The 25,900-nt window shown below is 72.2% G+C and carries 26 protein-coding genes; 11 read left to right on the top strand and 15 right to left on the bottom strand.

Annotation, left to right across the window (positions count from 1 at the left end; translation table 11 throughout):
* The first annotated feature begins 46 nt into the window (after nucleotides 1-46).
* From ACNYC2_RS14975 to ACNYC2_RS14995, 5 genes are all read left to right on the top strand, one after another.
* Entirely contained in the window at nucleotides 47-1,099 is a 1,053-nt protein-coding gene (locus ACNYC2_RS14975) for a LacI family DNA-binding transcriptional regulator (protein ID WP_419702557.1), read from the top strand.
* Between the two features lie 138 nt (nucleotides 1,100-1,237).
* A complete protein-coding gene (locus ACNYC2_RS14980) occupies nucleotides 1,238-2,203 on the top strand; it encodes a sugar phosphate isomerase/epimerase family protein (RefSeq protein WP_419707837.1) in 966 nt (321 codons plus the stop codon).
* On the top strand, nucleotides 2,200-3,978 hold the full coding sequence (locus tag ACNYC2_RS14985) for a dihydroxyacetone kinase family protein (RefSeq protein ID WP_419702558.1): 1,779 nt from the start codon (nucleotides 2,200-2,202) through the stop codon (nucleotides 3,976-3,978). The genes ACNYC2_RS14980 and ACNYC2_RS14985 overlap by 4 nt, the downstream gene beginning before the upstream one ends.
* Nucleotides 3,975-4,442 (top strand): ribose-5-phosphate isomerase, encoded by a 468-nt coding sequence (locus ACNYC2_RS14990; protein WP_419702559.1) that lies wholly within the window; start codon nucleotides 3,975-3,977, stop codon nucleotides 4,440-4,442. Before ACNYC2_RS14985 ends, ACNYC2_RS14990 begins: the two co-directional genes overlap by 4 nt.
* A complete protein-coding gene (locus tag ACNYC2_RS14995) occupies nucleotides 4,439-5,389 on the top strand; it encodes a 3-hydroxyacyl-CoA dehydrogenase family protein (RefSeq protein WP_419702560.1) in 951 nt (316 codons plus the stop codon). Before ACNYC2_RS14990 ends, ACNYC2_RS14995 begins: the two co-directional genes overlap by 4 nt.
* A gap of 76 nt (nucleotides 5,390-5,465) precedes the next feature.
* Here the strand turns inward: ACNYC2_RS14995 and ACNYC2_RS15000 are convergent, their stop codons facing one another.
* A complete protein-coding gene (locus ACNYC2_RS15000) occupies nucleotides 5,466-6,989 on the bottom strand; it encodes an alanine/glycine:cation symporter family protein (protein ID WP_419702561.1) in 1,524 nt (507 codons plus the stop codon).
* Between the two features lie 301 nt (nucleotides 6,990-7,290).
* Here ACNYC2_RS15000 and ACNYC2_RS15005 point away from each other — a divergent pair, with 301 nt between their 5' ends.
* Nucleotides 7,291-8,463 carry a MarP family serine protease gene (locus tag ACNYC2_RS15005; RefSeq protein WP_419702562.1) on the top strand — a complete coding sequence of 391 codons (1,173 nt, stop codon included), beginning with the start codon at nucleotides 7,291-7,293 and terminating at the stop codon, nucleotides 8,461-8,463.
* A gap of 43 nt (nucleotides 8,464-8,506) precedes the next feature.
* On the opposite strand, the gene ACNYC2_RS15010 is transcribed toward ACNYC2_RS15005, so the two are convergent.
* From ACNYC2_RS15010 to ACNYC2_RS15020, 3 genes are read right to left on the bottom strand one after another with little or no spacing between them, the layout of a single operon-like run.
* A complete protein-coding gene (locus ACNYC2_RS15010) occupies nucleotides 8,507-9,151 on the bottom strand; it encodes a GNAT family N-acetyltransferase (RefSeq protein WP_419702563.1) in 645 nt (214 codons plus the stop codon).
* A 57-nt stretch (nucleotides 9,152-9,208) separates the two neighbouring features.
* A complete protein-coding gene (locus tag ACNYC2_RS15015; protein WP_419702564.1) occupies nucleotides 9,209-9,868 on the bottom strand; it encodes an NADPH-dependent F420 reductase in 660 nt (219 codons plus the stop codon).
* Nucleotides 9,868-10,932, bottom strand: a complete 1,065-nt coding sequence (locus ACNYC2_RS15020) for an LLM class flavin-dependent oxidoreductase (protein ID WP_419702565.1) — start codon at nucleotides 10,930-10,932, stop codon at nucleotides 9,868-9,870. The genes ACNYC2_RS15015 and ACNYC2_RS15020 overlap by 1 nt, the downstream gene beginning before the upstream one ends.
* 89 nt (nucleotides 10,933-11,021) lie before the next feature.
* Between ACNYC2_RS15020 and ACNYC2_RS15025 the strand changes: the two genes are divergently transcribed.
* Nucleotides 11,022-11,507: a MarR family winged helix-turn-helix transcriptional regulator gene (locus ACNYC2_RS15025; RefSeq protein WP_419702566.1), complete on the top strand. Its 486-nt coding sequence runs from the start codon at nucleotides 11,022-11,024 to the stop codon at nucleotides 11,505-11,507.
* A gap of 68 nt (nucleotides 11,508-11,575) precedes the next feature.
* On the opposite strand, the gene ACNYC2_RS15030 is transcribed toward ACNYC2_RS15025, so the two are convergent.
* A complete protein-coding gene (locus tag ACNYC2_RS15030) occupies nucleotides 11,576-12,076 on the bottom strand; it encodes an SRPBCC family protein (RefSeq protein WP_419702567.1) in 501 nt (166 codons plus the stop codon).
* Between the two features lies 1 nt (nucleotide 12,077).
* Complete coding sequence (locus ACNYC2_RS15035; RefSeq protein WP_419702568.1) at nucleotides 12,078-12,473, bottom strand: ArsR/SmtB family transcription factor; 396 nt, start codon at nucleotides 12,471-12,473, stop codon at nucleotides 12,078-12,080.
* Nucleotides 12,474-12,545: 72 nt separating this feature from the next.
* On the opposite strand from ACNYC2_RS15035, the gene ACNYC2_RS15040 reads away from it, so the two are divergent.
* Nucleotides 12,546-13,091 (top strand): ferritin, encoded by a 546-nt coding sequence (locus ACNYC2_RS15040; RefSeq protein WP_419702569.1) that lies wholly within the window; start codon nucleotides 12,546-12,548, stop codon nucleotides 13,089-13,091.
* 65 nt (nucleotides 13,092-13,156) lie between these two features.
* Here ACNYC2_RS15040 and ACNYC2_RS15045 read toward each other — a convergent pair whose 3' ends face one another.
* A complete protein-coding gene (locus ACNYC2_RS15045) occupies nucleotides 13,157-14,119 on the bottom strand; it encodes a helix-turn-helix transcriptional regulator (RefSeq protein WP_419702570.1) in 963 nt (320 codons plus the stop codon).
* 61 nt (nucleotides 14,120-14,180) lie between these two features.
* Between ACNYC2_RS15045 and ACNYC2_RS15050 the strand changes: the two genes are divergently transcribed.
* The gene (locus ACNYC2_RS15050) at nucleotides 14,181-15,323 is read left to right on the top strand and encodes an epoxide hydrolase family protein (protein ID WP_419702571.1); all 1,143 of its coding nucleotides are present in this window, start codon (nucleotides 14,181-14,183) and stop codon (nucleotides 15,321-15,323) included.
* Between the two features lie 24 nt (nucleotides 15,324-15,347).
* Here ACNYC2_RS15050 and ACNYC2_RS15055 read toward each other — a convergent pair whose 3' ends face one another.
* Nucleotides 15,348-16,196 (bottom strand): glycosyltransferase family 2 protein, encoded by an 849-nt coding sequence (locus ACNYC2_RS15055; protein ID WP_419702572.1) that lies wholly within the window; start codon nucleotides 16,194-16,196, stop codon nucleotides 15,348-15,350.
* A gap of 319 nt (nucleotides 16,197-16,515) precedes the next feature.
* Here ACNYC2_RS15055 and ACNYC2_RS15060 point away from each other — a divergent pair, with 319 nt between their 5' ends.
* Nucleotides 16,516-16,968, top strand: a complete 453-nt coding sequence (locus ACNYC2_RS15060) for a zf-HC2 domain-containing protein (RefSeq protein WP_419702573.1) — start codon at nucleotides 16,516-16,518, stop codon at nucleotides 16,966-16,968.
* A 45-nt stretch (nucleotides 16,969-17,013) separates the two neighbouring features.
* Here ACNYC2_RS15060 and ACNYC2_RS15065 read toward each other — a convergent pair whose 3' ends face one another.
* A complete protein-coding gene (locus ACNYC2_RS15065) occupies nucleotides 17,014-18,528 on the bottom strand; it encodes an MFS transporter (protein ID WP_419702574.1) in 1,515 nt (504 codons plus the stop codon).
* Nucleotides 18,529-18,664: 136 nt separating this feature from the next.
* Here ACNYC2_RS15065 and ACNYC2_RS15070 point away from each other — a divergent pair, with 136 nt between their 5' ends.
* Nucleotides 18,665-19,225 (top strand): TetR/AcrR family transcriptional regulator, encoded by a 561-nt coding sequence (locus ACNYC2_RS15070; RefSeq protein ID WP_419702575.1) that lies wholly within the window; start codon nucleotides 18,665-18,667, stop codon nucleotides 19,223-19,225.
* On the opposite strand, the gene ACNYC2_RS15075 is transcribed toward ACNYC2_RS15070, so the two are convergent.
* Genes ACNYC2_RS15075 through ACNYC2_RS15100 form a run of 6 tightly spaced genes read right to left on the bottom strand, consistent with a single transcriptional unit; the run spans nucleotide 19,222 to nucleotide 25,783 of the window.
* Entirely contained in the window at nucleotides 19,222-20,025 is an 804-nt protein-coding gene (locus tag ACNYC2_RS15075; RefSeq protein ID WP_419702576.1) for an HpcH/HpaI aldolase family protein, read from the bottom strand. The genes ACNYC2_RS15070 and ACNYC2_RS15075 overlap by 4 nt on opposite strands.
* Complete coding sequence (hpaH, locus tag ACNYC2_RS15080) at nucleotides 20,010-20,816, bottom strand: 2-oxo-hept-4-ene-1,7-dioate hydratase (protein WP_419702577.1); 807 nt, start codon at nucleotides 20,814-20,816, stop codon at nucleotides 20,010-20,012. The genes ACNYC2_RS15075 and hpaH overlap by 16 nt, the downstream gene beginning before the upstream one ends.
* Nucleotides 20,813-21,925, bottom strand: coding sequence for a 3,4-dihydroxyphenylacetate 2,3-dioxygenase (hpaD, locus tag ACNYC2_RS15085; RefSeq protein WP_419702578.1), 1,113 nt, complete (start codon nucleotides 21,923-21,925; stop codon nucleotides 20,813-20,815). Before hpaD ends, hpaH begins: the two co-directional genes overlap by 4 nt.
* Before the next feature lie 2 nt (nucleotides 21,926-21,927).
* On the bottom strand, nucleotides 21,928-23,463 hold the full coding sequence (gene hpaE / locus ACNYC2_RS15090) for a 5-carboxymethyl-2-hydroxymuconate semialdehyde dehydrogenase (protein WP_419702579.1): 1,536 nt from the start codon (nucleotides 23,461-23,463) through the stop codon (nucleotides 21,928-21,930).
* Nucleotides 23,460-24,218, bottom strand: coding sequence for a GntR family transcriptional regulator (locus ACNYC2_RS15095; protein ID WP_419702580.1), 759 nt, complete (start codon nucleotides 24,216-24,218; stop codon nucleotides 23,460-23,462). Before ACNYC2_RS15095 ends, hpaE begins: the two co-directional genes overlap by 4 nt.
* On the bottom strand, nucleotides 24,215-25,783 hold the full coding sequence (locus tag ACNYC2_RS15100) for a fumarylacetoacetate hydrolase family protein (RefSeq protein ID WP_419702581.1): 1,569 nt from the start codon (nucleotides 25,781-25,783) through the stop codon (nucleotides 24,215-24,217). Before ACNYC2_RS15100 ends, ACNYC2_RS15095 begins: the two co-directional genes overlap by 4 nt.
* Nucleotides 25,784-25,900 lie beyond the last annotated feature (117 nt).

Here is a 25,900-nt window from a genome sequence, read left to right on the forward strand (position 1 = left end):
TCGAAAACGTTGCCCATCCGCCCGGGACTGGGCTAGATTCGAAGGCGTGCCAGCGAAACATTTCGAAAGAACTGCGGGCAAACGTCCCACCCTCGCGGACGTCGCCGGGTCCGCCGCCGTCTCGATGCCGACGGTGTCCAAGGTCCTCAACGGGCACACGGACGTCGCCGTGGAGACCCGCGCACGGGTCAAGGCGGCGATCGAGGAGCTCGGCTACGTGCGCCGTGGCACGCGCGGACCGCTGGCGCAGCGCAGCATCGAGGTGATGGCGGACCAGCTCACCACCCCGTACGCGATGGAGGTGCTGCGCGGGGTGACCGACGCCGCCGAGACGGCCGACGCCGACATCGTGGTCAGCCGCTTTCACCGGGCGGCACCCGACGCCGGCTGGCTGGCGCCGGGCGACTGGGCTCGCCGTCTGTCGGGCGCCGGCCGTACCGGGGCGATCATCCTCACGGCGGACCTCAGCCCCGAGCACGTCTCCGGGCTGAGCCAGGAGCACCTGCCCGTCGTCGTCATCGACCCGCTCGACCTGACGAACCCGGACGTCCCGAGCGTCGGCTCGACGAACTTCACCGGCGGCATGTCGGCCACGGAGCACCTGCTCGGCCTCGGCCACCGGCGGATCGCCGCGCTCGGCGGGCGCCCGCAGTCGGTCGCGGCGACCGCGCGCGTCCACGGGTTCCGGGCCGCGCTCGCCTCGGCGAACGTCCCCGTCGACGAGGAGCTCGTGGAGTTCACGGGCTTCGACTACGACTCCGGCTTCGCGGTCGCCGACCGCTGGTTCCGGTCCGGCCTCCGGCCGACCGCGGTCTTCGCCGCCAGCGACACCCAGGCCATGGGGGTGCTGGCGGCGGCGCGCCGGCACGGGCTCGACGTGCCGCGCGACCTGAGCGTCGTCGGCTACGACGACACCTACCTCGCGGCATGGTCCACACCACCGCTCACTGCCGTCCGGCAGCCGCTGTGGGAGATGGGGCGCGTCGCGCTGGACAGCGTCCTGGCTCTGGCGGGCGGCCAGGAGCCGGTCTCGCGCCACATCGAGCTCGCGACCGAGCTGGTGGTCCGCGGGTCCACCAGCCCGCCCGCCGAGCAGTAACCACTTCACCAACGAGGGCACGACCCGGCTCAACGGAGACCGGCGTGCCCAGGACGGAGGTCAGAGTTGACCACGGAACAGACCACCACGGCTGACCGGACGGCGTCCGGCGGCACCGAGCAGCCGGCCGGGCGCCTCCTGGCGGCCGACTGGCCGATCGCGGCCAGCACCCTGCCGTTCCCCGCGGTGACGCCGGACGGCCCCGCCCAGGACGACCCCGCGGTGTGGCACGAGGTGCTCACCGACATCGCCGACGCCGGGTTCGACCACGTCGACCTGACGGACTCCTGGCTGCGGCCGGGCGACCTGGACGGGCCGTCGCTGGACCGGCTCGCCGGCACGGCGCGGGACCTCGGCCTCGGCCTGGCCTCGGTCTCGGCGATCCGGCGCAGCGTCATCGACGCCAAGGACGGCGCGGCGAACCTCGCCTACAGCCACCGCACGATCGACGCGGCGGCCGCGCTGGGCATCGGCGTCGTCTCGGTCGGCCTGCACCAGGCGCTGACCGCGCAGCAGAAGGAACAGCTGTGGTTCTGGACCGCCCCCGGGCACCACGACGACCCGGACGACCGGCCCCTGGCCGTGTCCCGCTTCCAGGAGCTGGGCCGGCACGCCGCCGAGGTGGGTGTGCTGCTGTCCCTGGAGATGTACGAGGACACGTTCCTGGGTACCGCCGACTCCGCCGTCCGGCTGGTCGAGGACATCGGCCTGCCGGAGGTGGGCCTCAACCCGGACATCGCCAACCTGGTCCGCCTCCACCGGCCGGTCGAGCCGTGGCAGGAGCTGGTCGAGAAGACCCTGCCGTACACGAACTTCTGGCACGTCAAGAACTACTCGCGCGACGAGGACCTGGAGCGCGACGCCTACTTCTCCGTCCCCGCGCCCATGCAGTTCGGCCTGATCGACTACCGGTCCGCGTTCCGGACGGCGCTCGCCAACGGGTTCCAGGGCGTGATCTGCACGGAGAACTACGGCGGCGACGGGCTCAGCGTGTGCGCGGCCAACCGCGACTACCTGCGCCGGCACGTGCTGCCCAAGCGGCACGGCTACGCGCTCGGCACCAGCCGGGTGCGCCAGCCCGACCTGACCGGAGCGGCCCGATGACGCGGGTGCTCGACACGGCGGAGGGCTTCGTCCAGGACGCCCTGGCCGGGTTCGCCGCCGTGCACGGCGACCTGGTCCGCAGGGTGGACGGCGGTGTGGTGCGCGCCGACCCCCTCGCAGACGGCCACGTCGCGGTCGTGGTGGGCGGCGGTTCGGGGCACTACCCGGCGTTCGCCGGCGTGGTCGGCGCGGGACTGGCCGCGGGCGCCGTCTGCGGCAACATCTTCACGTCGCCGTCCGCGGGGCAGGCCTACCGGGTGGCCCGCGGGGCCGACGCCGGCGGCGGCGTGCTGTTCAGCTACGGCAACTACGCGGGCGACGTCCTGCACTTCGGCGCGGCGCAGGAGCGGCTGCGCGCCGAGGGGATCGACACGCGCACCCTCCTGGTGACGGACGACATCGCGAGCGCCCCGGCCGACCGGATCGCCGACCGGCGTGGCATCGCGGGTGACTTCGTGGTGTTCAAGGTCGCCGGCGCGGCCGCCGAGCGTGGGGACTCGCTCGACGAGGTGGAGCGGCTCGCGATCGCGGCGAACCACCGCACGCGGACCCTGGGGGTGGCGTTCGGCGGGTGCACCTTCCCCGGGGCCGACGGCCCGCTGTTCACGGTGCCCGAGGGCATGATGTCGGTGGGGCTGGGCATCCACGGCGAGCCGGGGATCCGGGACGTGCCGATGGGCTCGGCCGCCGAGATCGCCGAGATCCTGGTCTCCGAGCTGCTGGCGGACGTGCCGGAGGACCGCGGCGACCGGGTCGCCGTCCTGGTCAACGGGCTGGGCACCGTCAAGTACGAGGAGCTCTTCGTGCTCTACGGCCAGGTGGCCGCGCGGCTCGGGGACGTGGGCCTGACCGTCGTCGAGCCGGAGTGCGGCGAGCTGGTGACGAGCCTGGACATGGCCGGCGTGTCGGTGACGCTGTTCTGGCTCACCGAGAAGCTCGAGGAGCTCTGGCGGGCTCCCGCGTACACGCCCGCGTACCGCAAGGGGCGGGTCGAACAGAACTCCCCCAACAGGTCGGACGACGGCGCCCGCGCCGCCGCGAGCCCCGGCCCGGCGTCGTCCGGCTCCGAGCCGGTCAGGACCGCCTCACCGGCGTCGGTCGCGCGGGCCGACCGCGCGCTGGTCCTGCTGGCGGCGACGCAGGCGACGCTCCACGAGCACGAGGACGAGCTGGGCCGCATCGACGCGATAGCGGGCGACGGCGACCACGGCGTCGGCATGCGCCGCGGGATCGACGCCGCGCTCGACGCGGCGACCGTGGCCCGGGACTCCGGCCTGAGCGCCGTCCTACGAGCGGCCGGCGAGGGCTGGAGCGAGATCGCCGGTGGCACGTCGGGCGCACTGTGGGGCGCCGCGCTGACCTCGATCGCGCCCGCGCTCGACCAGGACGACGTGGACGCCACCCAGGTAGCGGCCGCCGCACGCGCCGCCCTGGACACGGTGGTGCGCCTGGGCCGGGCGAAGGTCGGCGACAAGACCATGGTCGACGCGCTCGTGCCGTACGTCGAGCGGCTGGAGGCCGCTGCCGCCGACGGCCTGCCGCTGGCCGATGCGCTCGCCGCTGCGGCCGAGGACGCCACGGCGGCCGCTCGGGCGACGTCCGAGCTGCGGCCCGCGCTCGGCCGGGCCCGGCCGCTCGCCGAACGAAGCCTCGGCCATCCCGACGCGGGCGCCACCTCGTTGGCGCTCGTGCTGACCGCCATCACCCAGACCAGCGTCACCCCGACCAGCATCACCCAGACCCACATCGCCCGGACAGAAGGACGTACCTCATGACCGACCGGTTGCGCCTCGTCGTCGGCAGCGACGACGCAGGCCTCGAGTACAAGGACGCGCTGAAGGCGCAGCTCCTGGCCGACCCGCGGGTCGAGTCGGTGACCGACGTCGGGGTGAGCGGCGAGGAGCACACGGACTACCCGCACGTCGCGGTCGACGCCGCCCGCCGGGTCGCCGCGGGTGAGGCCGACCGGGCCCTGCTGTTCTGCGGCACGGGCCTCGGCGTCGCCATCGCGGCGAACAAGGTGCCGGGCATCCGCGCGGTGACCGCGCACGACAGCTACTCGGTGGAACGTGCCGTGCTGAGCAACAACGCCCAGGTGCTGACCATGGGGCAGCGCGTCATCGGGCTGGAGCTCGCCAAGCGGCTGGTCGCCGAGTGGCTCGGCTACCGGTTCGACGAGGCCTCGCCGTCGGCCCGGAAGGTGGCGTCCATCGGAACGTACGAGGAGGAGAACGCATGAGCGAGCACATCGCTATCGTCGGGTCGGGGTACATGGGGGGCGGGATCGGGCAGGTGCTCGCGCTGGCGGGCAACGAGGTGCGGCTCGCGGACGTCTCGGCGGAGGTGGCGGCCGGGAACCTGGAGCGGATCCTGAAGGAGACCGCGGAGTTCGAGGCGGAGGGGCTGTTCCCCGAGGGCGCCACGGAGACGGTCCGGGCCCGGCTGAGCGCCGCGGCGTCCGTCGAGGAGGCGGTCGAGGGCGCCCGGTTCGTCGAGGAGGCGGTGCCGGAGATCCTGGAGCTCAAGCACGCGACGCTCGCCCGGATCAGCGCGGCCAACCCGACGGCGATCATCGGCAGCAACACGTCGACGATCTCGATCACGCAGCTCGCCGAGCAGGTCAGCGCGCCCGAGCGCTTCCTGGGCGTGCACTTCAGCAACCCGGCGCCGTTCATCCCCGGCGTCGAGCTGATCCCGCACGCCGGGACCGACGAAGCGGTGCTCGAACCGGTCGAGGCGCTGCTGGCGCAGGTCGGCAAGCGCAGCGCGCGGCTGACGGACGCCACCGGGTTCGTGCTCAACCGCCTGCAGTACGCCCTGTTCCACGAGGCGACCAAGCTCGTGGACGAGGGCGTCGCCTCGGTGGAGGACATCGACATGATCGCCCGGACCACGTTCGGCTTCCGGCTCCCGTTCTTCGGGCCGTTCGCGATCGCCGACATGGCCGGGCTCGACGTGTACGCGTTCTGCTACCGCTCGCTGCAGACGACGTTCCCCGAGCGGTTCGCGACGCCGCCGATCCTCCAGGAACGGGTCGACTCGGGACACCTGGGCACCAAGAGCGGCGGCGGCTTCCGGGAGATCGACCCGGCCCGGACGGCGGAGCTGGTGGCCTACCGCAACAAGGCCTACGCCCGCATGCAGGGCTTGTTGGACGACCTGGGCCCCTCCCCCCTCGACGACTGACCGTTGAGTGCTGGGTATTTGCCCTTTCTCACGCCCCAGAAGGGCAAATACCCAGCACTCAACGATCTCGGGCGGGCTACTTGCTGGCCGTGGCCTGGAGGTGGTGGTCGGCGCGGTCTTCCCAGAACGTGGCGTTCTCGATGCCGAGCCGGCGCGGGTCGAACTGCGGGTCCAGGCCGCGCTTCTTCTGCTCGCGGTAGTCCTTGAGCGCCTTCAGGGCGGGGCCCTGGAGGAACAGGATGCCGACGATGTTCAGCCAGGCCATCGAGCCCACACCGATGTCGCCGAGACCCCACGCCGCACCGGCGGTGGTCACGGCGCCGTAGGCCACCGAGACCAGCACCAGAGCCTGCAGCACCCGCAGCAGGCCCCGCGCCACGAGACGGTTCTTCATCTTGCGGGTGAGGTAGGTCAGGTTCGTCTCGGCCATGTAGTAGTACGCGACGATCGTGGTGAACACGAAGAACGCGAGCACGATGGCGATGAACGACGGGCCGGCGCCCGGGAACACCGAGTCCAGGCCCTGCTGCACGAAGCCCGGTCCGGGCTCGACGTCGACGCTCAGGCCGCCGTGGCCCTCGTGGATCGTCTCGCTCGGCCAGGTCTCCCCGGCGAAGGTGTTGAACATGCCGGTCGAGATGATGATGAACGCGGTCGCCGAGCAGACGAACAGGGTGTCGACGTACACCGCGAAGGACTGCGCGAAACCCTGCTTGGCGGGGTGCGAGACCTCGGCGGCGGCAGCGGCGTGCGGGCCGGTGCCCTGGCCGGCCTCGTTGGAGTAGATGCCGCGCTGCACGCCCCACCTCACGGCGAGGCCGAGGATCGCTCCGAACACCGGCTGGACGCCGAAGGCGCTGCCGAAGATCAGCTCGAACACGCGGGGGATCTCGCTGAAGTTCATGAAGAACACGACGGCGGCGATGAGGATATAGAGCAGGGCCATGGTGGGGACCACGATCACGGCGAAGTGCGCGATGCGCTTGACGCCACCGATGACGATGAACGCCAGCAGGATCACCAGGCCGACGGCGGTGACCCAGGTGGGCACGCCCCACGCGTTGTTCATGGCCGAGGCCATGCCGTTGGCCTGGACGCCCGGCAGGAAGAAGCTCATCGCGAGGATGGTGACGGCCGCGAAGACGATCCCGTAGGTCAGCGACAGACCACGGGCCTTGTGCTTGTACGCCTTCTCGAAGTAGTACGCCGGGCCCCCGCGGTACTCACCGGTGTCCGGGTCCTTCTCCTTGTAGATCTGGCCGAGGGTGCACTCGATGAACGAGGTCGCGGCGCCGAGGAACGCCGACGTCCACATCCAGAACACCGCGCCGGGACCGCCGAAGGCGATCGCCGTCGCGACACCGCCGATGTTGCCCATCCCCACGCGACCCGCGAGCGACATCATCAGCGACTGGAACGAGGAGGTGCCGTTCTCCGACTTCTCGCCCCTCTTGAGCTGGCTGAGCATGTCGGGGATGTGCCGGACCTGGAGGAACCCGGTGCGGAGGGAGAAGTACAGACCGGCGAGGAGGCAGAGGGCGATCAGCGGGATCGACCAGATCAGCTCGTTGGCGGCGACTATGCGGTCAGCAAAGCTCATACGTGCTCCAGGGTAGGAGGATTCGGACAAACGCGCGGGTGAAAAGTCCTCCGCCCGCGGGCGGCACACTAACCTGCGTGCGCGCTCCTCCACGAACGCGCGCGCACGAACATGCGTGCGCCACGCGCACCACCGCGCACCGGACCGCCGAAAGAAAGGTGAAAGTGGCGGTGAACTTCTCACCGCAAATCGGCGGATCGGGTGATGGACGTGCGTCGCGGGCCGCGGCTCGCAGGTTCAGCGCTTACGGTCATCTCATCCCGCCCGACCGCCCGCAGGCCACCGCCCCCGAAGGAGCCCCGTGCAGCTGTTCGACCTGGTGCTTCTCGTGGTGCTGTTCCTGGCCCTCATGGCGGGTCTGAGCCGTGGCCTCCTGGCCACGCTCGGCGGCCTGATCGGCCTCATCGTCGGCGGCGTCGCCGCCTTCTGGGCGGTCCCCGCCGTCAACGACCTGCTGCCCACGTCCGAGTGGCGCGGGCCGGTCTCCGTCGCCGTGGCCATCCTGCTGCCGCTGTTCTGCGCGTCCGTCGGGGCGGGGATGGGCCGGAGCCTGCGCCAGGGCGTGGACCGCACGTCGCTCCGCCCGCTCGAACGGCTGCTGGGCGGGGTTGCGAACGTGGGCGTCGTCGCCCTCGCGCTCTCGTTCGTCGGCAACGCGGTGAGCGCCACCGGCGCGCCCGGCGTCGCCTCGGCGGTCTCGTCGTCCACCGTCCTGCGCACCATCGACGAGCTGACGCCGCCCGCCGTGGGCCGGCCGCTCGCCGAGATGCGCTCCATCGTGCTCGACGACGGCCTGCCCCGCCTGAACATCCTGATGGTGCCGCGCGACACGCCCGTGGTGCCCGCCGTCGACCTCGACAACGCCGAGCTGGAGGCCTCCGCGCAGTCGGTCGCCCGGATCTCGGGCATCGCGTACGCGTGCGGGAAGAGCTCGACCGGGTCGGGCTTCGTCGTGGCGCCCGACCGCCTGGTGACCAACGCCCACGTCGTCGCGGGCGTGGACCTTCCGGTCGTCGAGCTGCCCGGCGGCGAGGTCCGGGAGGGCCGGGTCGTCTACTACGACCCCGTCGACGACCTCGCGGTGATCGCCGTCAACGGGCTGGCCGCCGACCCGCTCGACATCGCGCCGACCCTCTCGGTGGGCGACCGCGCCGTCGTCCAGGGGTATCCCTACGGCGGCCCGTTCACCTCGGGCAGCGCCGGGGTGCTCAGCGTCAGCACCACCCGCGTGCCGGACTCGTACGGGCGCGGCGCGAACGACCGCGAGGTCTACTCCCTGGCCGCCGAGGTACGCCCCGGCAACTCGGGAGGCCCGCTCCTGACCACCGGCGGCGACGTGGCCGGCGTCATCTTCGCGCGCGACGTCTCCGAGGAGAACATCGGCTACGCGATGACGAGCGCCGAGCTGCTCCCGGTCGCCGACCGGGCCACCGAGCTGGACACCGCGGTGTCGACGGGGCAGTGCGCGAGCTGACCGCCTGAACGGCGGCCGCTGAGGAGAGTACGACCGCGCCGGCTCAGGCCGTCGCCCGGTAGACGAACCCGGCGAGCGGCGCGTGCACCTGCCAGCCCAGCGCCTCGTACAGGGCACGCCCCTCGGCGCTCGCGCCGAGCACACCCGTCGAGGCACCTCGTGCCACGGCGTCGTTCGCCAGCGTGCGCATCACCAGGCTGCCCAGGCCGCGGCGCTGGTGAGCGGGATCGGTCTCCACCTGGTCGACGACGGCGCTCTCGCCGGTCACCGCGATCTGTCCGCGGGCGGCGACCGCGCCGTCGGTGGAGAGCACGCGGACGAAGGTCACGCCCGCGCTGCTCTCGGAGGTGAGCGTGTACCCGTCCGGGGCGCGCACCTCCGCCGGACGCAGCTCCGTGGCCATGAGAAAGGTCGGCGGCCCGGACGTCCAGCCCGGCGGGAGCCAGGACGTGACGAGCTCCGGCGCGACGAACGCCTTGAGCCACGTGTTCGGCACCGTGACCGATCCGGCGACCTTGCGGACGGCGGGCTCGACGGCGGCCTCGTCGGCGTCGAGCAGCACGTGCCGTGCCACGTGGTGCGGCAGGCCGACGTCGATAAAGAAACCCTCCGCCTGCTCGACGGGCGGTTCGGTCCCCCGCGAGACCGCCCAGCCGAGCACCCATTGGCGTGCGAGCCGCGTCACCATCACTCCCCTTGCGCCCAGTGTGCGTCCGGTGCCGACCTGACCGGCGGCAGCCTGATGCTACCGAGCGGTCGAGCGGTCGCCGTCCAGCATCTCCCCGAGCCGCCCGGCATCGACGTTCGCGCCGAAGGCCGGCGTGCCGGGCTCCATGCGGACCCCCTCGGCGAGCTTTCCGACGACCACCGGGTCGAAGCCGAGCGCGTCGACGATCTCTGCCACCGCCGCGACGTCGGCCTGGTCGTCGCCGGCGATCCCTATCGCCTTGCGGCCGGGCGCGCCGGCCGGCCGGGCTCCGTCCTCGAGGTCGTGATAGCCCATGTGGTTGAACGCCTTGACGACGCGCGTGCCCGGGAGCGCGGCCTGGACGAGCTCGCTCGTGGACTCCCCCGCCGGCAGGATCCCGTCGCGGGGCCCGTCGATCTCCCACCAGTGGTTCATCGAGTCGACGACGAGCTTGCCCTCCAGCGCAGCGGCCGGGATCGACCGGTACTTGCCGAGCGGCAGGGCGAGGACGACGGCGTCCGCCTCGCGGGCCGCCGTCTCCCCGTCGACCGCGCGGGCCCCCGGAGCGAGGACCTCCACGGTGAGCGCGATCCGGGCCGGGTCGCCGGAGCCCGCCACGAGCACGCGGTATCCGGCGGCGACGGCGAGGCGGGCCAGCACGGTGCCGACCTTGCCGGCGCCGAGGATCCCGAGGGTGCGCACGGGAGCCGCCGCCATCACGCGACCTCGACCTTCGCCGGCTGCTCGGCGAGCAGCTCGCGGACCATCGGGATGACCTGCGTGCCGTAGAGCTCTACGGCGCGGAGCCGGTCGCTCGCGCGCACCGTGCCCGCCGAGGAGTAGATGAGGTCGAACCGGCCGACGTCGAGGGCGCCGATGGCGCGGGCCATCTTGCGGGCGACGGTCTCGGGCGAGCCCACGTAGAGCGAGCCCTCGGCGACGTCCGCCTCGAACTCCTCGCGGCGCAGGGGCGGCCAGCCGCGCAGGGCGCCGATGCGGTCGCGGATCACCTTGTACCCCGGGTAGAACAGCTCCATCGCCTTCTCGTCCGTCTCGGCGACGAAGCCCGGCGAGTGCATGCCCACGGGGTAGGCGGTGGTGCCGAGCTCCCTGGTCGCCCGGCGGTAGAGGTCGACGTACGGCACGAACCGCTCGGGCGCGCCGCCGATGATCGCGAGCATCAGCCGCAGCCCGTACTGGGCGGTGCGGATCACCGACTGCGGCGAGCCGCCCACGCCGACCCAGGTGGTCAGGCGGCCCGAGTCCGTCTTGGGGAAGACGTCGGCGTTCTCCAGCGAGGGCCGCAGCTTGCCCTCCCAGGTGACCGGCTTCTCGTCGAGGAGCTTCACGAACAGGTCGATCTTCTCCTCGAACAGCTGGTCGTAGTCGCGCAGGTCGTAGCCGAACAGCGGGAACGACTCGGTGAACGAGCCGCGTCCGAGGATGACCTCGGCCCGGCCGTTGGACAGCGCGTCGACGGTCGCGAACCGCTGGAAGACCCGCACCGGGTCGTCGGAGCTCAGGACGGTCACGCCCGAGGCGAGCTTGATCTTCGAGGTAGCGGTCGCGATGCCGGCCAGCACCGTCTCCGGCGTGGAGATCGCGAACTCGGGCCGGTGGTGCTCGCCGACGGCGATCACGTCGATCCCGATCTGGTCCGCGAGCACCGCCTCCTCGACGGTGCTGCGGATGGCCGCGCCGTGGGACATGACCTCGCCGCGGTCGTTCCGCGGCAGGTCGCCGAAAGTGTCGATGCCGAACTCGATCTCGATGTCGCCCATAAGGACTCCTCCACGACTGCCCTGCACATTTGATTGACGTGTCAATCATGTACCCGATATGGTTGACACGTCAATCACTGGAGGTCACCGTGACGCAGGACACGCCGCTCCGCCCGGGCCGGGCCGGCACCCGGCAGTCGCCGACGGCGGACGAGCTGCGCATCTGGCGCGGGTTCATCGAGACCGCGCAGGCGCTGAACACGCGGCTGAGCAGCCGTCTGCACGAGGAGTCGGCGCTGTCGCCCGGCGACTACGCGGTGCTGCTCGCCCTGAGCGAGGCGGACGGGCGCCGGCTGCGCTCCTCCGAGCTCGCGGACGCCGTCGGCTGGGAGCGCAGCAGGCTGTCCCATCACATCCGGCGCATGGAGGGGCGCGGCCTCATCCGCCGCGACGACTGCGCCGTCGACTACCGCGGCGCCGAGGTGGTGCTCACCGACGAGGGCGCACGCGCCTTCCGGAGCGCGTCGGTCCCGCACCTGCGCGCGGTCCGCGAGTTGTTCGTGGACGCCCTGACCCCGGCCCAGCTGACCCAGGTCGAGGAGCTGACGGCAGCCCTCCGAACCGCCCTCCGTTGAGTGCTGGATATTTGTCGAGTTCCGGCTCGCGCGGGGACAAATACCCAGCACTCAACGACGTGGCGGGGTCAGGACCCCGCCAGGGCGACCGCCAGCTCCTCCAGGAGGTCGTAGCCCTCCTGCATGCCGCCCTCCATGCCCGAGTCGACGATCAGGTCGCGCAGCTCCTTGCTGGAGGTGACCGTGCGGACCGTGAGCGTGGTGCGCCCGTCCCGCTCGACGAGCGTGTAGTGGTTCAGGGTGGGCTCCGAGTCGCCGTCCGGCGCCCCCTCGTAGACCTCCGTCTGCACCATGCCCGCCGGCGCGTCGATCTCGCGGAACTCGCCGTGGAAGCCCACCTCGAACCCGCCGTCGGCCGTCATGACGTACCGCCACGTGCCGCCGACCCGGAGGTCGACCGACGCGCTCGTCACGGTCCCGCGCTGCCCGGCCCACCAGCGCTTGATCAGGTCGGGCTCGGTGAGCACCTTCCACACGAGGTGGCGCGGTGCGTTGAACTCCCGGGTGACCAGGATCTCGGTGTCGCTGGGCAGCGTCAGGACCGCGCTGCCCTTGGTGGTGGTTGCCATGTCAATCTCCTCTTCCCGTTTCATTTTCGGTTGCCGTTGCTGACTCAGATGACTCGGATGCGTCGGACGTCGTTCGGGTGAGCTCGTCGAGGACGTCGTCGATCAGGTCGAACCGCTCGTTCCAGAGCCGCTCGTACCCGACCACCCAGTCGTGGACCGCGCGCAGCGGCGCGGCGTTCACGCGGTACAGGCGCCGGCGCCCGTCGTCGCGCACGTCCACCAGCCCCACCTCCCTCAGGACCCGCAGGTGCTTGGACACCTGCGGCTGGGCGAGCCCGAGCAGCTCGGTCAGGTCGCCCACCGCGAGCTCGCCGCCGGCCAGGGCGTCGAGGATCTCGCGGCGGCGCGGCTCGGCCACCGCGTTGAACGCGTCGGTTGTGGTCGCTGCTCGTGCCATGGCTCAAACATATACCCATATCGGCATGCGTCAAGACGCGGAGTGTCCCCGACCCCGGGTAGCGTGAGGGGCATGACGACGACCTCGGAGAATTCGCAGTACCTGCGCCTGCTGGGCGAGCAGGTGGGCCACGAGCTGGCCGCGCACCTGCAGTACGTGGCGATCGCTGTCTGGTTCGACAGCCACGACCTGCCGCAGCTGGCCGCGCACTTCTACCGGCAGGCGCTCGAGGAGCGCAACCACGGGATGATGATCGTGCAGTACCACCTGGACCGCGGCCTGCCCGTGCAGATCCCCGGGACCCCCGCGGTGCGCAACGACTTCGCCGACGTGATCGAGCCGCTCCAGCTCGCGCTGGACCAGGAGCAGCAGGTCACGCGGCAGATCGAGGCGATCTTCCGCGCGGCGCGCGAGGAGGGCGACGCCCTGGGCGAGCAGTTCCTCATGTGGTTCCTCGAGGAGCAGGTCGAGGAGGTCGCATCGGCGACCACTCTCGTCACCGTCGCCAAGCGCGCCGGCGACAACCTGTTCGACCTGGAGAACTACGTGGCGCGCGAGACGATCGGCGACGCGGGCGAGTCCGCCGCCGCCCCGAAGGCCGCGGGCGGATCCCTCTGACCACCTCCCGTTGAGTGCTGGATATTTGCCCCCTTTCTTGCTCGGGAAGGGCAAATACCCAGCACTCAACGGTCCGGGGTCGAGCGGGCGTAGCGGGCGGCCAGACGGCGGAGGTGGGTGACGAGCTCCGGCGGGCCCGTCACCTCGAAGTCCGCGTCCAGCAGTCCCAGGTGCGCGCCGAGCGTCTCCACGGTGTCGGCGCCGGTGTCCAGCACGCACGTGTGCTCGTCGACGCGTTCGACGACGCCGACCGCCGGGCTGATCCGTTCGCCCACCACCTCGGCAGGGGCGTGCACGGTGACGCGCGCCCGGTAGCGCCACGCGGCGGCGGAGACCCGGCTCGACACGTACGCCGCGACGTCGTCGGGCAGCTCGCGTGGAGCGAACCGCGGGCCGGTAGGGATGCGCGGCCGCATCCGGTCGACGCGGAAGGTCCGCCAGTCCTCCCGGTCCAGGTCCCACGCGAAGAGGTACCAGCGGCGGCCCCAGCTGACCAGCCGGTACGGCTCGACGGCGCGCACGGTGTCCGCGCCGGAGTGGTCCGCGTAGTCGAACCGGAGCCGTTCGCGGTCGCGGCAGACGGCGGCGAGCCCTGTCAGGATCTCCGTGTCGACGGACGGTCCCGCGTCGTCGCGAGGCACCGGCACCGTAAAGGTCTGCAGCGCGCTGACCCGGCGGCGCAGCCGGGACGGCAGCACCTGCTCCAGCTTGGCCAGCGCTCGGAGCGACGCCTCCTCGATCCCCGCGATGGCGCCGCCCGTCGCCGTCCGGAGCCCGACGGTGACCGCTACCGCCTCGTCGTCGTCGAGCAGCAGCGGCGGCAGGTCCGCACCGGCGCCGAGGCGGTAGCCGCCGACGTTCCCGCGGGTGGCCGCGACCGGGTAGCCGAGGTCGCGCAGGCGCTGGACGTCGGTGCGTACGGTCCGCCCGCTCACCCCGAGCCGCTGGGCCAGCTCGGTACCGGTCCAGTCGCGCGGGAGCTGGAGGAGCGAGAGCAGGCGCAGGAGCCGCGCCGAGGTTTCCAACATGGCCCAAGATTCGCACGCTATGAGGAAGCAGGTCTTCCTAATGGGCCGTCAGAGTGGAGACATGGACACCAACGAGCGCGACATCAACGAGCAGGCCATCCACCCGTTCCGCATCGACATCCCCCAGGCCGACCTCGACGACCTCGACCAGCGCCTCTCCCGCGTGCGCTGGACCAACGAGCTGCCGGACGCCGGAGGCGACTACGGCGTCCCGCTCGACTACCTGCAGGGCCTCGTCCGGCGCTGGCGCGAGGAGTACGACTGGCGCGCCTGGGAGGCGCGGCTCAACGGGTACCCGCAGTTCACCACGACCATCGACGGGCAGAACGTGCACTTCATGCACGTCCGCTCCCCCGAGCCGGACGCGACTCCCCTGCTGCTCACGCACGGCTGGCCGACGACGGTCGTCGAGTACCTGGACGTGGTCGACCGCCTCAGCGACCCGCGGGCCCACGGCGGTGACCCGGCGGACGCGTTCCACCTGGTGATCCCGTCGGTGCCGGGCTTCGGCTTCTCGGGCCACACCACCGACAAGGGCTGGAACCGGTACCGGATCGCCAAGGCGTGGGCCGAGCTGATGCGCCGCCTCGGGTACGAGCGGTACGGCGCGCACGGCAACGACGGCGGCTCCCTCATCTCGCCGGAGGTCGGGCGCCACGACCCCGAGCACGTGCTCGGGGTGCACGTGACCCAGATCTTCTCGTTCCCGTCCGGCGATCCCGCCGAGCTGGAGGGCCTGTCACCGGAGGACCAGAAGAACGTCGAGTTCCTGGCGTGGTGGCTGGAGAACGGCGGCGCGTACGACAAGCTGCAGTCGACCGCCCCGCAGACGCTCTCGCACGCGCTGGCGGACTCGCCGGTGGGGCAGCTCGGCTGGAACGCGCAGCTGCTCGGCCCGAACCTCGACCCGGACTACGTGCTCACGAACACGATGATCTACTGGCTCACGAACACGGCGGCGTCGTCGGCGCGTCTCTACTACGAGGACTTCCACGCCACGGACAAGCCGTCCGAGCCGACCACCGTGCCGATCGGGCTGGCCAACTTCGCCTGGGACTTCCACTCGATCCGCGCGTTCGCGGAGCGGGACCACAAGAACATCGTGTCGTGGAACGTCTACGACACGGGCTCCCACTTCGCGGCGCACGACGCACCGGACCTGCTGATCGACGACATCCGCGGGTTCTTCCGCCGACTGCGCTGAGCGCGGCCGGTCACCACCGGTCAGTCACCACCGAGCCAGGAGCTTCCGCATGGCGGCCACCTCGCCCGGGATCGGACGGCGGTGGCGGAGCGCCGCCGGTGCCTCCCGCAGGCCCCGGACCACGCCGGACCGGTGGTCCGGGCCCTGCGCCGCGACGTGCCGGATCCGGCCGACGGCGTCGCGCCACGGCAGCCGCATGAGCGCCGTGAGCGTCGCCGCCCGGGCCATCCCGTGCTGCCGCTTGCCCGGCGGCTGCCGGCTCGGCGACGGGTGGTGGTGCACCACCACGTCCCTGACGTACGACATCGCCCAGCCGCCGGCCGCGAGGTCGAGCGCCAGCCGTTCCTCCTCGCCGGGGAACCGCACGACCGTGTCGAACCCGCCCGAGGAGAGGAACGCGCTGCGGCGCACCATCGCGGCGCAGGCGACGAACCCCAGCAGCGGCTCCCCGGGTGTGGCGCCGACACGCGGCAGGGGCGACGCCGCCATCAGCTCGCTGACCGGGTCGACGCGCTCCTCCGGGCCCACGAGGATCTTGGCGCAGACGAGGCCGAGCCGTGGGTGCTCGGCGAGCGCGTCCGCCGCCGCCCGCAGCGCGCCGGGCGCCCACCACGAGTCGTCGTCGGCGAACGCCACGAACTGCGTGGTCGCTGCCCGTACCCCGACGGTCCGGGCCGCGGCCCCGAGGTTCCGGGGCAGCCGGATCACCGTGACGTTCGGGTGCGCTGCCGCGACGGCGTCGGCGCTGCCGTCCGCGGAGCCGTTGTCCACCAGGATCACCGGCGCCCGGTGGCGGGGCAGGGAGGCGAGCAGGTCGCTGCGCCGGTTCCGGCTCGCGACCACGATGGTGACACGATCGTCCTCGGCTTCCACCGTGGTCCTCTCAGCGCTTCGACTCGTCGGGCACCACCAGCCTGGGCACGGGTCCGCCCAGCCGCATCTGGGACGACGGCGGGGGCGTCGGCCGGGAATCGACGAGACATCGCCGAAGCGTCGGCATGGCATCGGCATGGCGTGAGCCGGGCGCAGGGCCTGCGGAGATAGCGTCGGGCATCGTGCCCGAGTTGCGGGACGCCCGACTCGTGGAACTCTTGCCGAGCGGGTCGGAACACCAGGCAGTCGGCACACCGGGTTGAATCACCAGGCCGAGTCACCAGGTCGGAACACCAGGCATCGAGAGGGACAGGTTCGCATGACGACCACGGGCGATCCTCGGGTCGACGAGCTGCGCGCGGAGCCGGGCGCCGCACCGGTCGGCAGGCCGGTCACCAAGCCGGCCGCCGCCCAGCCGACCGCCGTCGCCCAGCTCCGCTCCGCGCTCGCCGACCTGTCCGACCCCGCCAATCAGGCCGACACCGTCGAGGTTCCCGGACGGTCCGCCGCCACCCGCGCCAGGAACGCACGCCGGCCCGAGTGCCGCGTCGCCCGCGCCGCCCTGCACGACTACCTCCACGGACGCCTCGCGCCCAGCCGGCGTCACCGTGTCGAGCTCCACCTGGACGGCTGCGCCGGCTGCACGCGTGCGTTCATCGACGTCCGCCAGGTCTCCTGGACGCTGCGCGGACTCAGGCGACGGCTGGTCGCCGACGGCCACCGGGGCGGGCGGCACCGCGCGCCGCGGGCCGGCGTCGACACACAGGACTGAGCCGACGCAGCTTCGCAGGGTCGACAACGACCGGGCCCGCAGGGCTCACCCGGCGTTCTTGCCCTCTGCCGGGATGAGCCGCCACGCGACCAGGGCGGCGACCGCGGTCAGCACGGCCGCCACCACGCACGCGACCTGCAGGGAGGCGACGAACGCCTCCCTGGCCGCGTCGAGGACGTCCGCCCGGTCGCCCGCGACCGCTACTGCCGAGGCGAGCGAGTCGCTCGCCTGCGCCCGGTCATCTGCCGTCAGGTCGGCGGGCAGCGCGACGCGCGCCTGGTAGCCGAGCGTGACGAGCGAGCCCAGGACCGCGACGCCCAGCGCGACCCCGAGCTCGTAGGCGGTCTCGGAGATCGCCGAGGCCCCGCCCGCCTTCGCGGGCGGCACCGCGGAGACGACGGCGTCGGTGGTCAGGGTCATCGCCAGACCGACCCCCAGGCCGGCGGGCACGAGGGCGAGCGCGAGCCACGCGTAGTGGTCCGCGCCCTCGGCCACCGCGATCGCGACCATGCCGAGCGCCGTGACCCCGAGGCCGAGGGCGATGGCGGGGCCCCGGCCGAACCGCGTGATGGACCAGCCCACCACCACGACCACGACGATGGACGCGATGGTGGCCGGCAGCTCGGCGATTCCGGCGACCAGCGGCGAGTAGCCCCGCACGAGCTGGAGGTACTGCGAGAAGAAGAACAGCATGCCGGTGAGCGCGAAGATCGCTATCAGGTTCGCCGCCACGGCTCCGCTGAACGCGGGGATCTTGAAGAGCCCGACGTCGAGCAGCGGACCGCGCCCGTCGGCGACCAGCCGGGCCTGACGCCGCACGAAACCGAGGCCGGAGAGCACCGCGAGCGCCAGCACCCCGACCGCCAGCGCGTCCACGCCCTCGGAGGCCGCGTGCTTGATCGACCACACCAGCGGCATCACCGCCGCGAACGACAGCACGACCGACAGGACGTCGAGGCGCCCGGGCTCGGGGTCCTTCGCCTCGGGCAGCAGCACCGCGCCCGCGATGACCAGCACGATGACCACGGGGACGTTCACGAGGAAGACCGAACCCCACCAGAAGTGCTCGAGCAGCGCACCGCCCACCAGCGGCCCGACCGCGGCGCCACCACCGGCCGCCGCCGACCACACCGCGATGGCCCGGCTGCGCTCGCGCGCCTCGGGGAACAGCGTGCGGATGAGCGAGAGCGTCGAGGGCATGATCGTCGCGCCCGCCACGCCGAGCAGGAGGCGGGCGAGGATGAGGATCTCGGCGCTAGGCGCGAAGGCCGCGAGCGCGGAGGCCGCGCCGAACGCCGTCGACCCGATGAGGAGGAGGCGCTTGCGCCCGACCCGGTCGGCCAGCGTGCCCATCGCGACGAGAAGCCCGGCGATGGCGAGCGAGTAGATGTCGCCGATCCAGAGCACCTGGGTGGCGGTCGGTGCGAGGTCGCGGGTCAGTGACGGGACCGCCAGGTAGAGGACGGTGCCGTCGATGGCGAGCAGGCCGACCGCCAGCACGAGGACGGCGAGGGCGGCCCACCGGCGGCGCGTGGAGAGGGCGGGAGATGAAGCGGTCACCTGACTACTGTACCGTCCAGCCGGTACAGTTCTTGTCGCAGGCTCTGGTCGGGGGTCCGGTCGGTGGGCCCTATAGTCCATGCCGAGCAGTGCGTGTCGAGATGCGTGTCGAGAGCAGACGGTGGGGTGCTGGTCAGTGGGTCGGACGGCGGGCAGGGACCCGGAGCAGACGCGCGCCGCGCTGCTGGACGCGGCGAGCCGCCTGGTCCGCGAGCGCGGGATCTCGGCGACCCTCGACGACGTCGCACGCCGCGCGGGGGTCTCCAAGGGCGGGCTGCTCTACCACTTCGCGAGCAAGCAGGAGCTCCTGCTGGCGATGGCCGCCGACTGGCTCGAGCGGTTCCGGGTCGCGGTGCTGGCCGCCGTCCCCTCGGACGACGACGCTCCCGGGCGCCTGGTGCGCGGCTACGTGCGGGTGTCGATCGAGGGTGCGCTGGACCCGGCGGCGTCGCGCGACGCGCTGGTGGTGATCGCGCACCTGTCGACGGTGGACGCGGTCACCGAGCTCGCACGCGCCGACGCGCAGCGCTGGCAGGAGGACCTGCGGGCCGACGGCCTCCCCGAGGACGTCCTCTCGCTCGTCCTCGCGGCCGCGGACGGCGTCAGCGCCCAGCCGGTCTGGGGCATGGAGCCCGCGCCGGAGGAGCTGACGCGGCTCCGCGAACACCTGCTGGCGCTGACGTTCGTCGACCGCTAGCCGGCTGCCTCGTCCTCGCCGCTGCCGATCCAGGTGTCCGCCAGGGCTTCCGACCCGCGGGCCAGCAGCGCCACGTCGGCCCCGACCAGCACGAAGGACGCCCCCGCCTCCAGGTACGACCGGGCCACCGCCGGGTCGAAGGCGTTGACGCCGACCGGCTTGCCCGCGGCGCGCACCGCTTCGAAGGTCGCCCGGACCGCCGCTGTGACGTCGGGGTGTGTCTGCTGCCCGAGCACGCCCATCGAGGCGGCCAGGTCGGAGGGGCCCACGAAGACGCCGTCGACCCCGTCGACCGCCGCGATCTGTGCCGCGTTCTCGACGCCGGTGACCGACTCGACCTGCACGAACAGCGAGACGTGCTGGTCGGCGTCGGCCATGTAGCCCTCCACGCGGTTCCAGCGCGCGCCCCGGGACAGCGCGCTGCCCACGCCGCGGATGCCGCGCGGCGGGTAGCGCACCGCCCGTACGACGGCGGCCGCCTGCTCGGCCGTGTCGACCATGGGCACCAGCAGGTTCTGGGCCCCCAGGTCGAGCAGCTGCTTGAGCACCACCGCGTCGTCCGACGGCGCCCGCACGACCGGCGTGACCGGGTACGGCGCCACGGCCTGGAGCAGCGCCGACGTCGTCTCCAGGCCGATCGGCGAGTGCTCGCCGTCGATCAGCAGCCAGTCCAGGCCTGCGCCCGCGCAGATCTCCGCCACGAGCGGGCTGCCGGTGCACACCCACATGCCGATCTGCGGCCGGTCGGAGCCGGCGATGCGGTCGCGGAACGTGGGCGGGAGGGTCAGACGAATCGGCACGAGACGGTCCCCAGCTCTCGGTAGTCGGCAAGCACGGTGTCGCCGGGCTCGATCCACACGGGCCGCGTGAACGAGCCGGCGAGGACGATCTCCCCGGGCTCCAGCGCGTCGTCGTGCTGGGCGAGCTTGTTCGCCAGCCAGGCGACGCCGGTGGCCGGGTGGTTGAGCACCGCGGCGGCCACACCGGACTCCTCGATGGTCTCGTTGCGGTAGAGCAGCGCCGAGACCCAGCGCAGGTCGGTCTCGCCGACGCGCACGGGGTTGCCGCCGTAGACCATGCCGCCCATGGCCGCGTTGTCGCTGATCGTGTCGACGATGGTGCGCCCGGACATCTCGATCCGCGACGACAGGATCTCCAGGGCCGGCACCACGTACTCGGTCGCGCGCAGGACGTCGAACACCGTGGCGTCCGGCCCCTTGAGCCGCTCGCGCAGCACGAAGGCCAGCTCCACCTCGATCCGCACGTTCGAGAACCGCGAGTGCTCGATGACCGAGCCGTTGTCGAAGACCATGTCGGCGAAGATCGCGCCGTAGTCCGGCTCGGTGATGCCCGTGGCGGCCTGCATGACCTTCGACGTCAGCCCGATCTTGCGGCCCACCGGGCGCCGTCCGGCCTCGATGCCGCGCCGGCGCCACGTGTTCTGCACCGCGTAGGAGTCCTCGACGGTCATGCCGGGGTATCGCGCCGTCAGGAGCGGCACGGTGGTGCGCTCGGCCTCGGCGCGGGCCAGCTCGTCGGCGATGGTGGTGATCGTCGCGTCGTCCAGCGTGCGCTCCCCCGCGCCCGTCACAGCTGGTGTCCCAGCTTGTACTCGCCCTGCTTCCACGACGGCAGCACGTCGTCGTCACCTGCGCGGGCGGAGTCCTCCGGCCGCGTGTAGGAGAACCCGTCGGCCCCGATGGTCACGGCCATCTCGGAGGTGTCGGTCCGCGCGACGACCGGCTGGGGCCTGCCGTCCAGGTCCAGGACGAGCGACGCCTCGGTGTACCAGGACGGCACCACCGGGTTGCCCCACCAGTCGCGGCGCTGGTTGTCGTGCACGTCCCAGGTCACCACGGGGTTGTCCGGGTCGCCGGTGTAGTAGTCCTGCGTGTAGATCTCCACGCGGTGCCCGTCCGGGTCGCGCAGGTAGAGGTAGAAGGCGTTGGAGACGCCGTGCCGGCCGGGGCCACGCTCGATGTGGTCGGACAGCCGCAGCGCGCCGAGCTTGTCGCAGATCGCGATGATGTTGTGCTTCTCGTGCGTCGCGAACGCGACGTGGTGCATGCGCGGGCCGTCGCCGCCCGTCATCGCCGTGTCGTGCACCGTCGGCTTGCGGCGCATCCAGGCGGCGTACGTCGTACCCTCGGCGTCCTGGATGTCCTCGGTGACGCGGAAGCCGAGGTCCTCCATGAACTTCACGGCGCGCGGCACGTCCGGCGTCACCTGGTTGAAGTGGTCCAGGCGCACCAGCGCGCCAGGGGTGTGCAGGTCGTACCGCCACGCGAGGCGTTCGACGTGGTCGACGTCGTAGAAGAACTCGTACGGGAAGCCGAGCGGGTCGATCACCCGCACCGAGTCCCCGATGCCCTTCGTAAAGCCCTCGGCGCGACGCTCGACGCGGCAGCCGAGCTCCGTGTAGAACGCGACCGCGCGGTCCAGCTCCTCGGGGCTGCGCACCCGGTACGAGAAGGCGGCGACGGCGGCCACCGGACCCTTGCGCAGCACCAGGTTGTGGTGGATGAACTCCTCGAGGCTGCGCAGGTAGACCGCGTCGTCGTCCTCCTCGGTGACGACCAGGCCGAGCACGTCGACGTAGAAGCTCCGCGAGGCAGCCAGGTCCGTGACCACGAGCTCCATGTAGGCGCACCGCAGGATGTCCGGCGCGGGCGCCAGAGGCGTGGGGATCGGGTCGGTCATCTTCAGGCTCCCTTGCCGAAAGTTTGCTTGCCGAAAGTCGGGTTGTGCACCTTGCCGAGCGTGATGTGCACGGCCTGCTGGTCGGTGTAGAAGTCGATCGAGCGGTAGCCGCCCTCGTGCCCGAGACCGGACGCCTTGACCCCGCCGAACGGCGTGCGCAGGTCGCGCACGTTGTTCGAGTTGAGCCAGACCATGCCCGCCTCGACGGCCTGCGAGAAGTTGTGCGCGCGCTTCAGGTCGTTGGTCCACACGTAGGCGGCCAGCCCGTACCTCACGCCGTTGGCCAGGGCGAGCGCCTCCCCCTCGGTGTCGAACGGGGTGATCGCCACGACCGGGCCGAAGATCTCCTCCTGGAAGATCCGGGCCGACGGCGGCACGTCGGCGAAGACCGTCGGCGCCACGTAGTTGCCGGTCTCGAAGCCCTCCGGACGGCCGCCGCCCGCCACGAGCCGGCCCTCGCCTCTACCGATCTCGATGTAGGACATCACCTTGTCGTAGTGCTCGGGGTGCACCAGCGCGCCCACCTCGGTCCGCGGGTCCTGCGGGTCACCGACGACTACCCGCTTCGCCTGCTCGGCGTAGCGCTCGACGAACTCGTCGTAGACCGCCCGCTCCACGAGGATGCGGCTGCCCGCGGTGCAGCGCTCGCCGTTGAGCGAGAAGACGCCGAAGATCGTCGCGTCGATCGCGGCGCCCAGGTCGGCGTCGGCGAAGACGATGGCCGGCGACTTGCCGCCCAGCTCCATCGACAGGCCCTTCAGGTGCGGGGCGGCGTTGGCGAAGATGAGCTGGCCGGTGCTGCTCTCCCCCGTGAACGAGATCAGCGGTACGTCCGGATGCTTGACCAGGGCGTCGCCAGCCTCCTCGCCGAGGCCGTTGACCAGGTTGAACACGCCTGCCGGGAGTCCCGCCTCCTCGAAGATGCCCGCCCACAGCGACGCCGACAGCGGCGTGAACTCGGCGGGCTTGAGCACCACGGTGTTGCCCGTCGCGAGCGCCGGCCCGAGCTTCCAGGACTCGAGCATGAACGGCGTGTTCCAGGGCGTGATGAGGCCCGCGACGCCGATCGGCTTGCGGTTGACGTAGTTGATCTGCCGACCGGGAACCTTGAAGGTGTCGTCCGCCTGCGCCACCACCAGGTCGGCGAAGAACCGGAAGTTCTCGGCGGCACGGCGGGCCTGGCCCAGCGCCTGCGTGATCGGCAGGCCCGAGTCGAAGCTCTCCAGCTCGGCGAGCCGGGCGTCGCGGGACTCGACGATGTCCGCGATCCGGTGCAGGACCCGCGAGCGCTCGCGCGGCAGCATCCTGGGCCAGGGCCCGTTCAGGAAGGCGTCGCGCGCCGCGGCGACGGCCAGGTCGACGTCGGCCTGCTTTCCCGCCGCCGCCTGCAGGTAGACGTCGTTGGTCACCGGTTCGAGCACGTCGAACGTGTCGCCGTCGGCGGAGTCGACGAACTTTCCGCCGATGTAGTGCTGGATGCGGCCGGGCAGGTCGGCCGGCACGTGGCGGGTCGGCTGGTTGGTCGGCGCGTCGGTCACGGTGTCTCCCTGAGTGGTGTCGGGCGGGGCACTGCTCTGTCGGCCCTGCCTGCCCTGTCTGCCCTGTCGGCGCGGGCGTCCAGGAAGGCCTGCATGGTCGCCCAGCGGTGGTCGCGTGCGGCGATCTCGACCTCGAGCGGGTCGGCACCGCCGGCGATCAGGTCGAGGATGTGGGTGTGCTCTGCCACGGAGTCCCTGGCCCGGCCGGGGACGAACGCGAACGTGGAGTCCCGCAGGCCGGACAGCTGGGCCCAGCCCTTGTGGACCATGTCGAGCAGCAGCTTGTTGGGGCACGACTCGAACAGCACGGAGTGGAACTGCCGGTTCAGTGCGGTGAACGCGTGGGGGTCGAAGTGGTCGAGCACCGCGCGCAGGTGGTCGTTCACCTCGGTCGCCCGCTGGAGGTCCGCGGCCGAGATGGCGGGCGCGGACAGGCCGGTGGCTGCCCCCTCGACGACGCCCAGGGCCTGCATCGCGTCGACGTAACCGTGCTCGTCGACCATCGCGACCCGCGCGCCGACGTTGCGCTCGTAGGTGACCAGGCCCTCGGCCTCCAGCCGCCGGATCGCCTCGCGCACCGGCACGACGCTCATCGCCAGCTCGTCGGCGATGCTCTGCAGCACGAGGCGGTAGCCGGGACTGAGCTCGTGCAGCGCTATGCGGTCGCGCAGGTAGTCGTACGCGAGCTGGGACTTGCTGAGCGCGCCGGCGAACGCGGTCTCGACAGCCGACGCCGTCCCGTCGCCGCCGGTCATCGCGACTCCCCCTGTTCGTCAGGGGCCAGGGCCCGGGACGCCTCGTACTTTGCCCGCCACTCGGCGTTCGGCGGGAAGAGCCCGTCCACGGGGTGGCCGGCGGCCACCTGCTGCGCGACCCAGGTGTCCTGCTCCTCCTGGGCGATCGTCGCGTCGGCCACCTCCTCGGCCAGGTGCGGCGGCACGACGACGACGCCGTCCGCGTCGCCCACGACGATGTCACCGGGCAGCACCGTCGCACCGCCGCAGGCGACCGCGACGTCGGTGTCCCAGGGGACGTGCCGGCGGCCGAGCACGGCCGGGTGCGGACCGCCCGAGAAGACGGGGAGCCCCGTCGCGGCCACGGCCTCGAAGTCGCGCACGCCGCCGTCGGTGACCACGCCCGCCGCCCCGCGCACCTGCGCGCGCAGGGCCAGGACGTCGCCGAGGGTCGCCGACCCCTTCTCGCCGCGCGCCTCGATCACGATGACCTCGCCGGCGCCGACGGTGTCGAACATCCGCTTCTGGGCGTTGTAACCGCCGCCGTGCGCGGCGAACAGGTCCTCCCGGTTCGGCACGAACCGCAGGGTCCGCGCGCGGCCGACGATCGTCGCGCCGGGCACGTTGGGCCGCACGCCCTCGATGATCACGTTGTCCAGGCCGCGCTTGCGCAGCTGGGCGGAGAGCCCCGCGACGGGCGCACGCCGCAGCTTGTCCGCGAGCTCGTCGGTGAGCGCGAACGGCTCCGTCCCGGCATCCGTCCCGGCACCCGGCTCCGGCGCCAGGCCCGCCGCCTCGCGGCTCCCCCACGCCTCCGCCCGCTGCGTGTCGTCGACCTTGGGTCCTGCGCCGACGTCGGAGAACGGCACGTCGCCCTGCACCACCGTCGTGACCAGGCGGCCCGACGTCGGCGCGCCGGGGGCCGCCGGGGCGTCCACCTCGACCTCGACGACGTCGCCCGGCACCACCACACTCGAACCGGCGGGCGTGCCCGTGAGCACGACGTCACCGGTCTCCAGCGTGAGGTGCTGGGACAGGTCGGCCACGAGCTGTGCGAACGGGAACAGCAGCGCGTCCTCGTCCGTGGTGTCCTCCTGCACGAGCTCGCCGTTGACCCAGGTGCGGACGCGCAGCCCGGCGGGATCGACCGTGCGGGCGTCGATGAGCGCCGGGCCGACGGGCGTGTAGCCGTCGCGGCCCTTGGAGCGCACGTTCGAGCCCTTGTCGGCCCAGCGCAGGTCGTAGACGCCGAGGTCGTTGGCCGCGGTCACGGCGGCGACGTGCTCCCAGGCCTCCTCGACGGACACGTGCCGGGCGGGCCTGCCGATGACCAGCGCGACCTCCCCCTCGAACGCGAGCAGCTCCGTGCCGGCCGGCCGCTCGACCACGCCTCCGGTGGCAGCGAGCGAGCTCGTCGGCTTGAGGAAGTACGACGGCGCGACGGGCCGCCGTCCGCGCTGCTCGGCGCGCGACAGGTACGCGATGTGGACGGCGACGATCTTGCCCGGCCGCTCCGCGAACGGACCGCTCGCCGCCGGCGTCCGCGTCGCGGCGGCCTGCGCTTCGGTACTTGCGTCGGTACCCATGAGCTCCCTTGCCCGTCGTTCCGCCGGTCCGTCCACTGCTCGATGACCTCTGGCGCTTTGTATCTCAAATCGTATATGGTCCGTGGGAACCAGGCAAGGCCACCCCGGCCGAGCCCA

It is taken from the genome of Promicromonospora sp. NFX87 (assembly GCF_048564965.1).
Classification (GTDB): Bacteria; Actinomycetota; Actinomycetes; order Actinomycetales; family Cellulomonadaceae; genus Promicromonospora.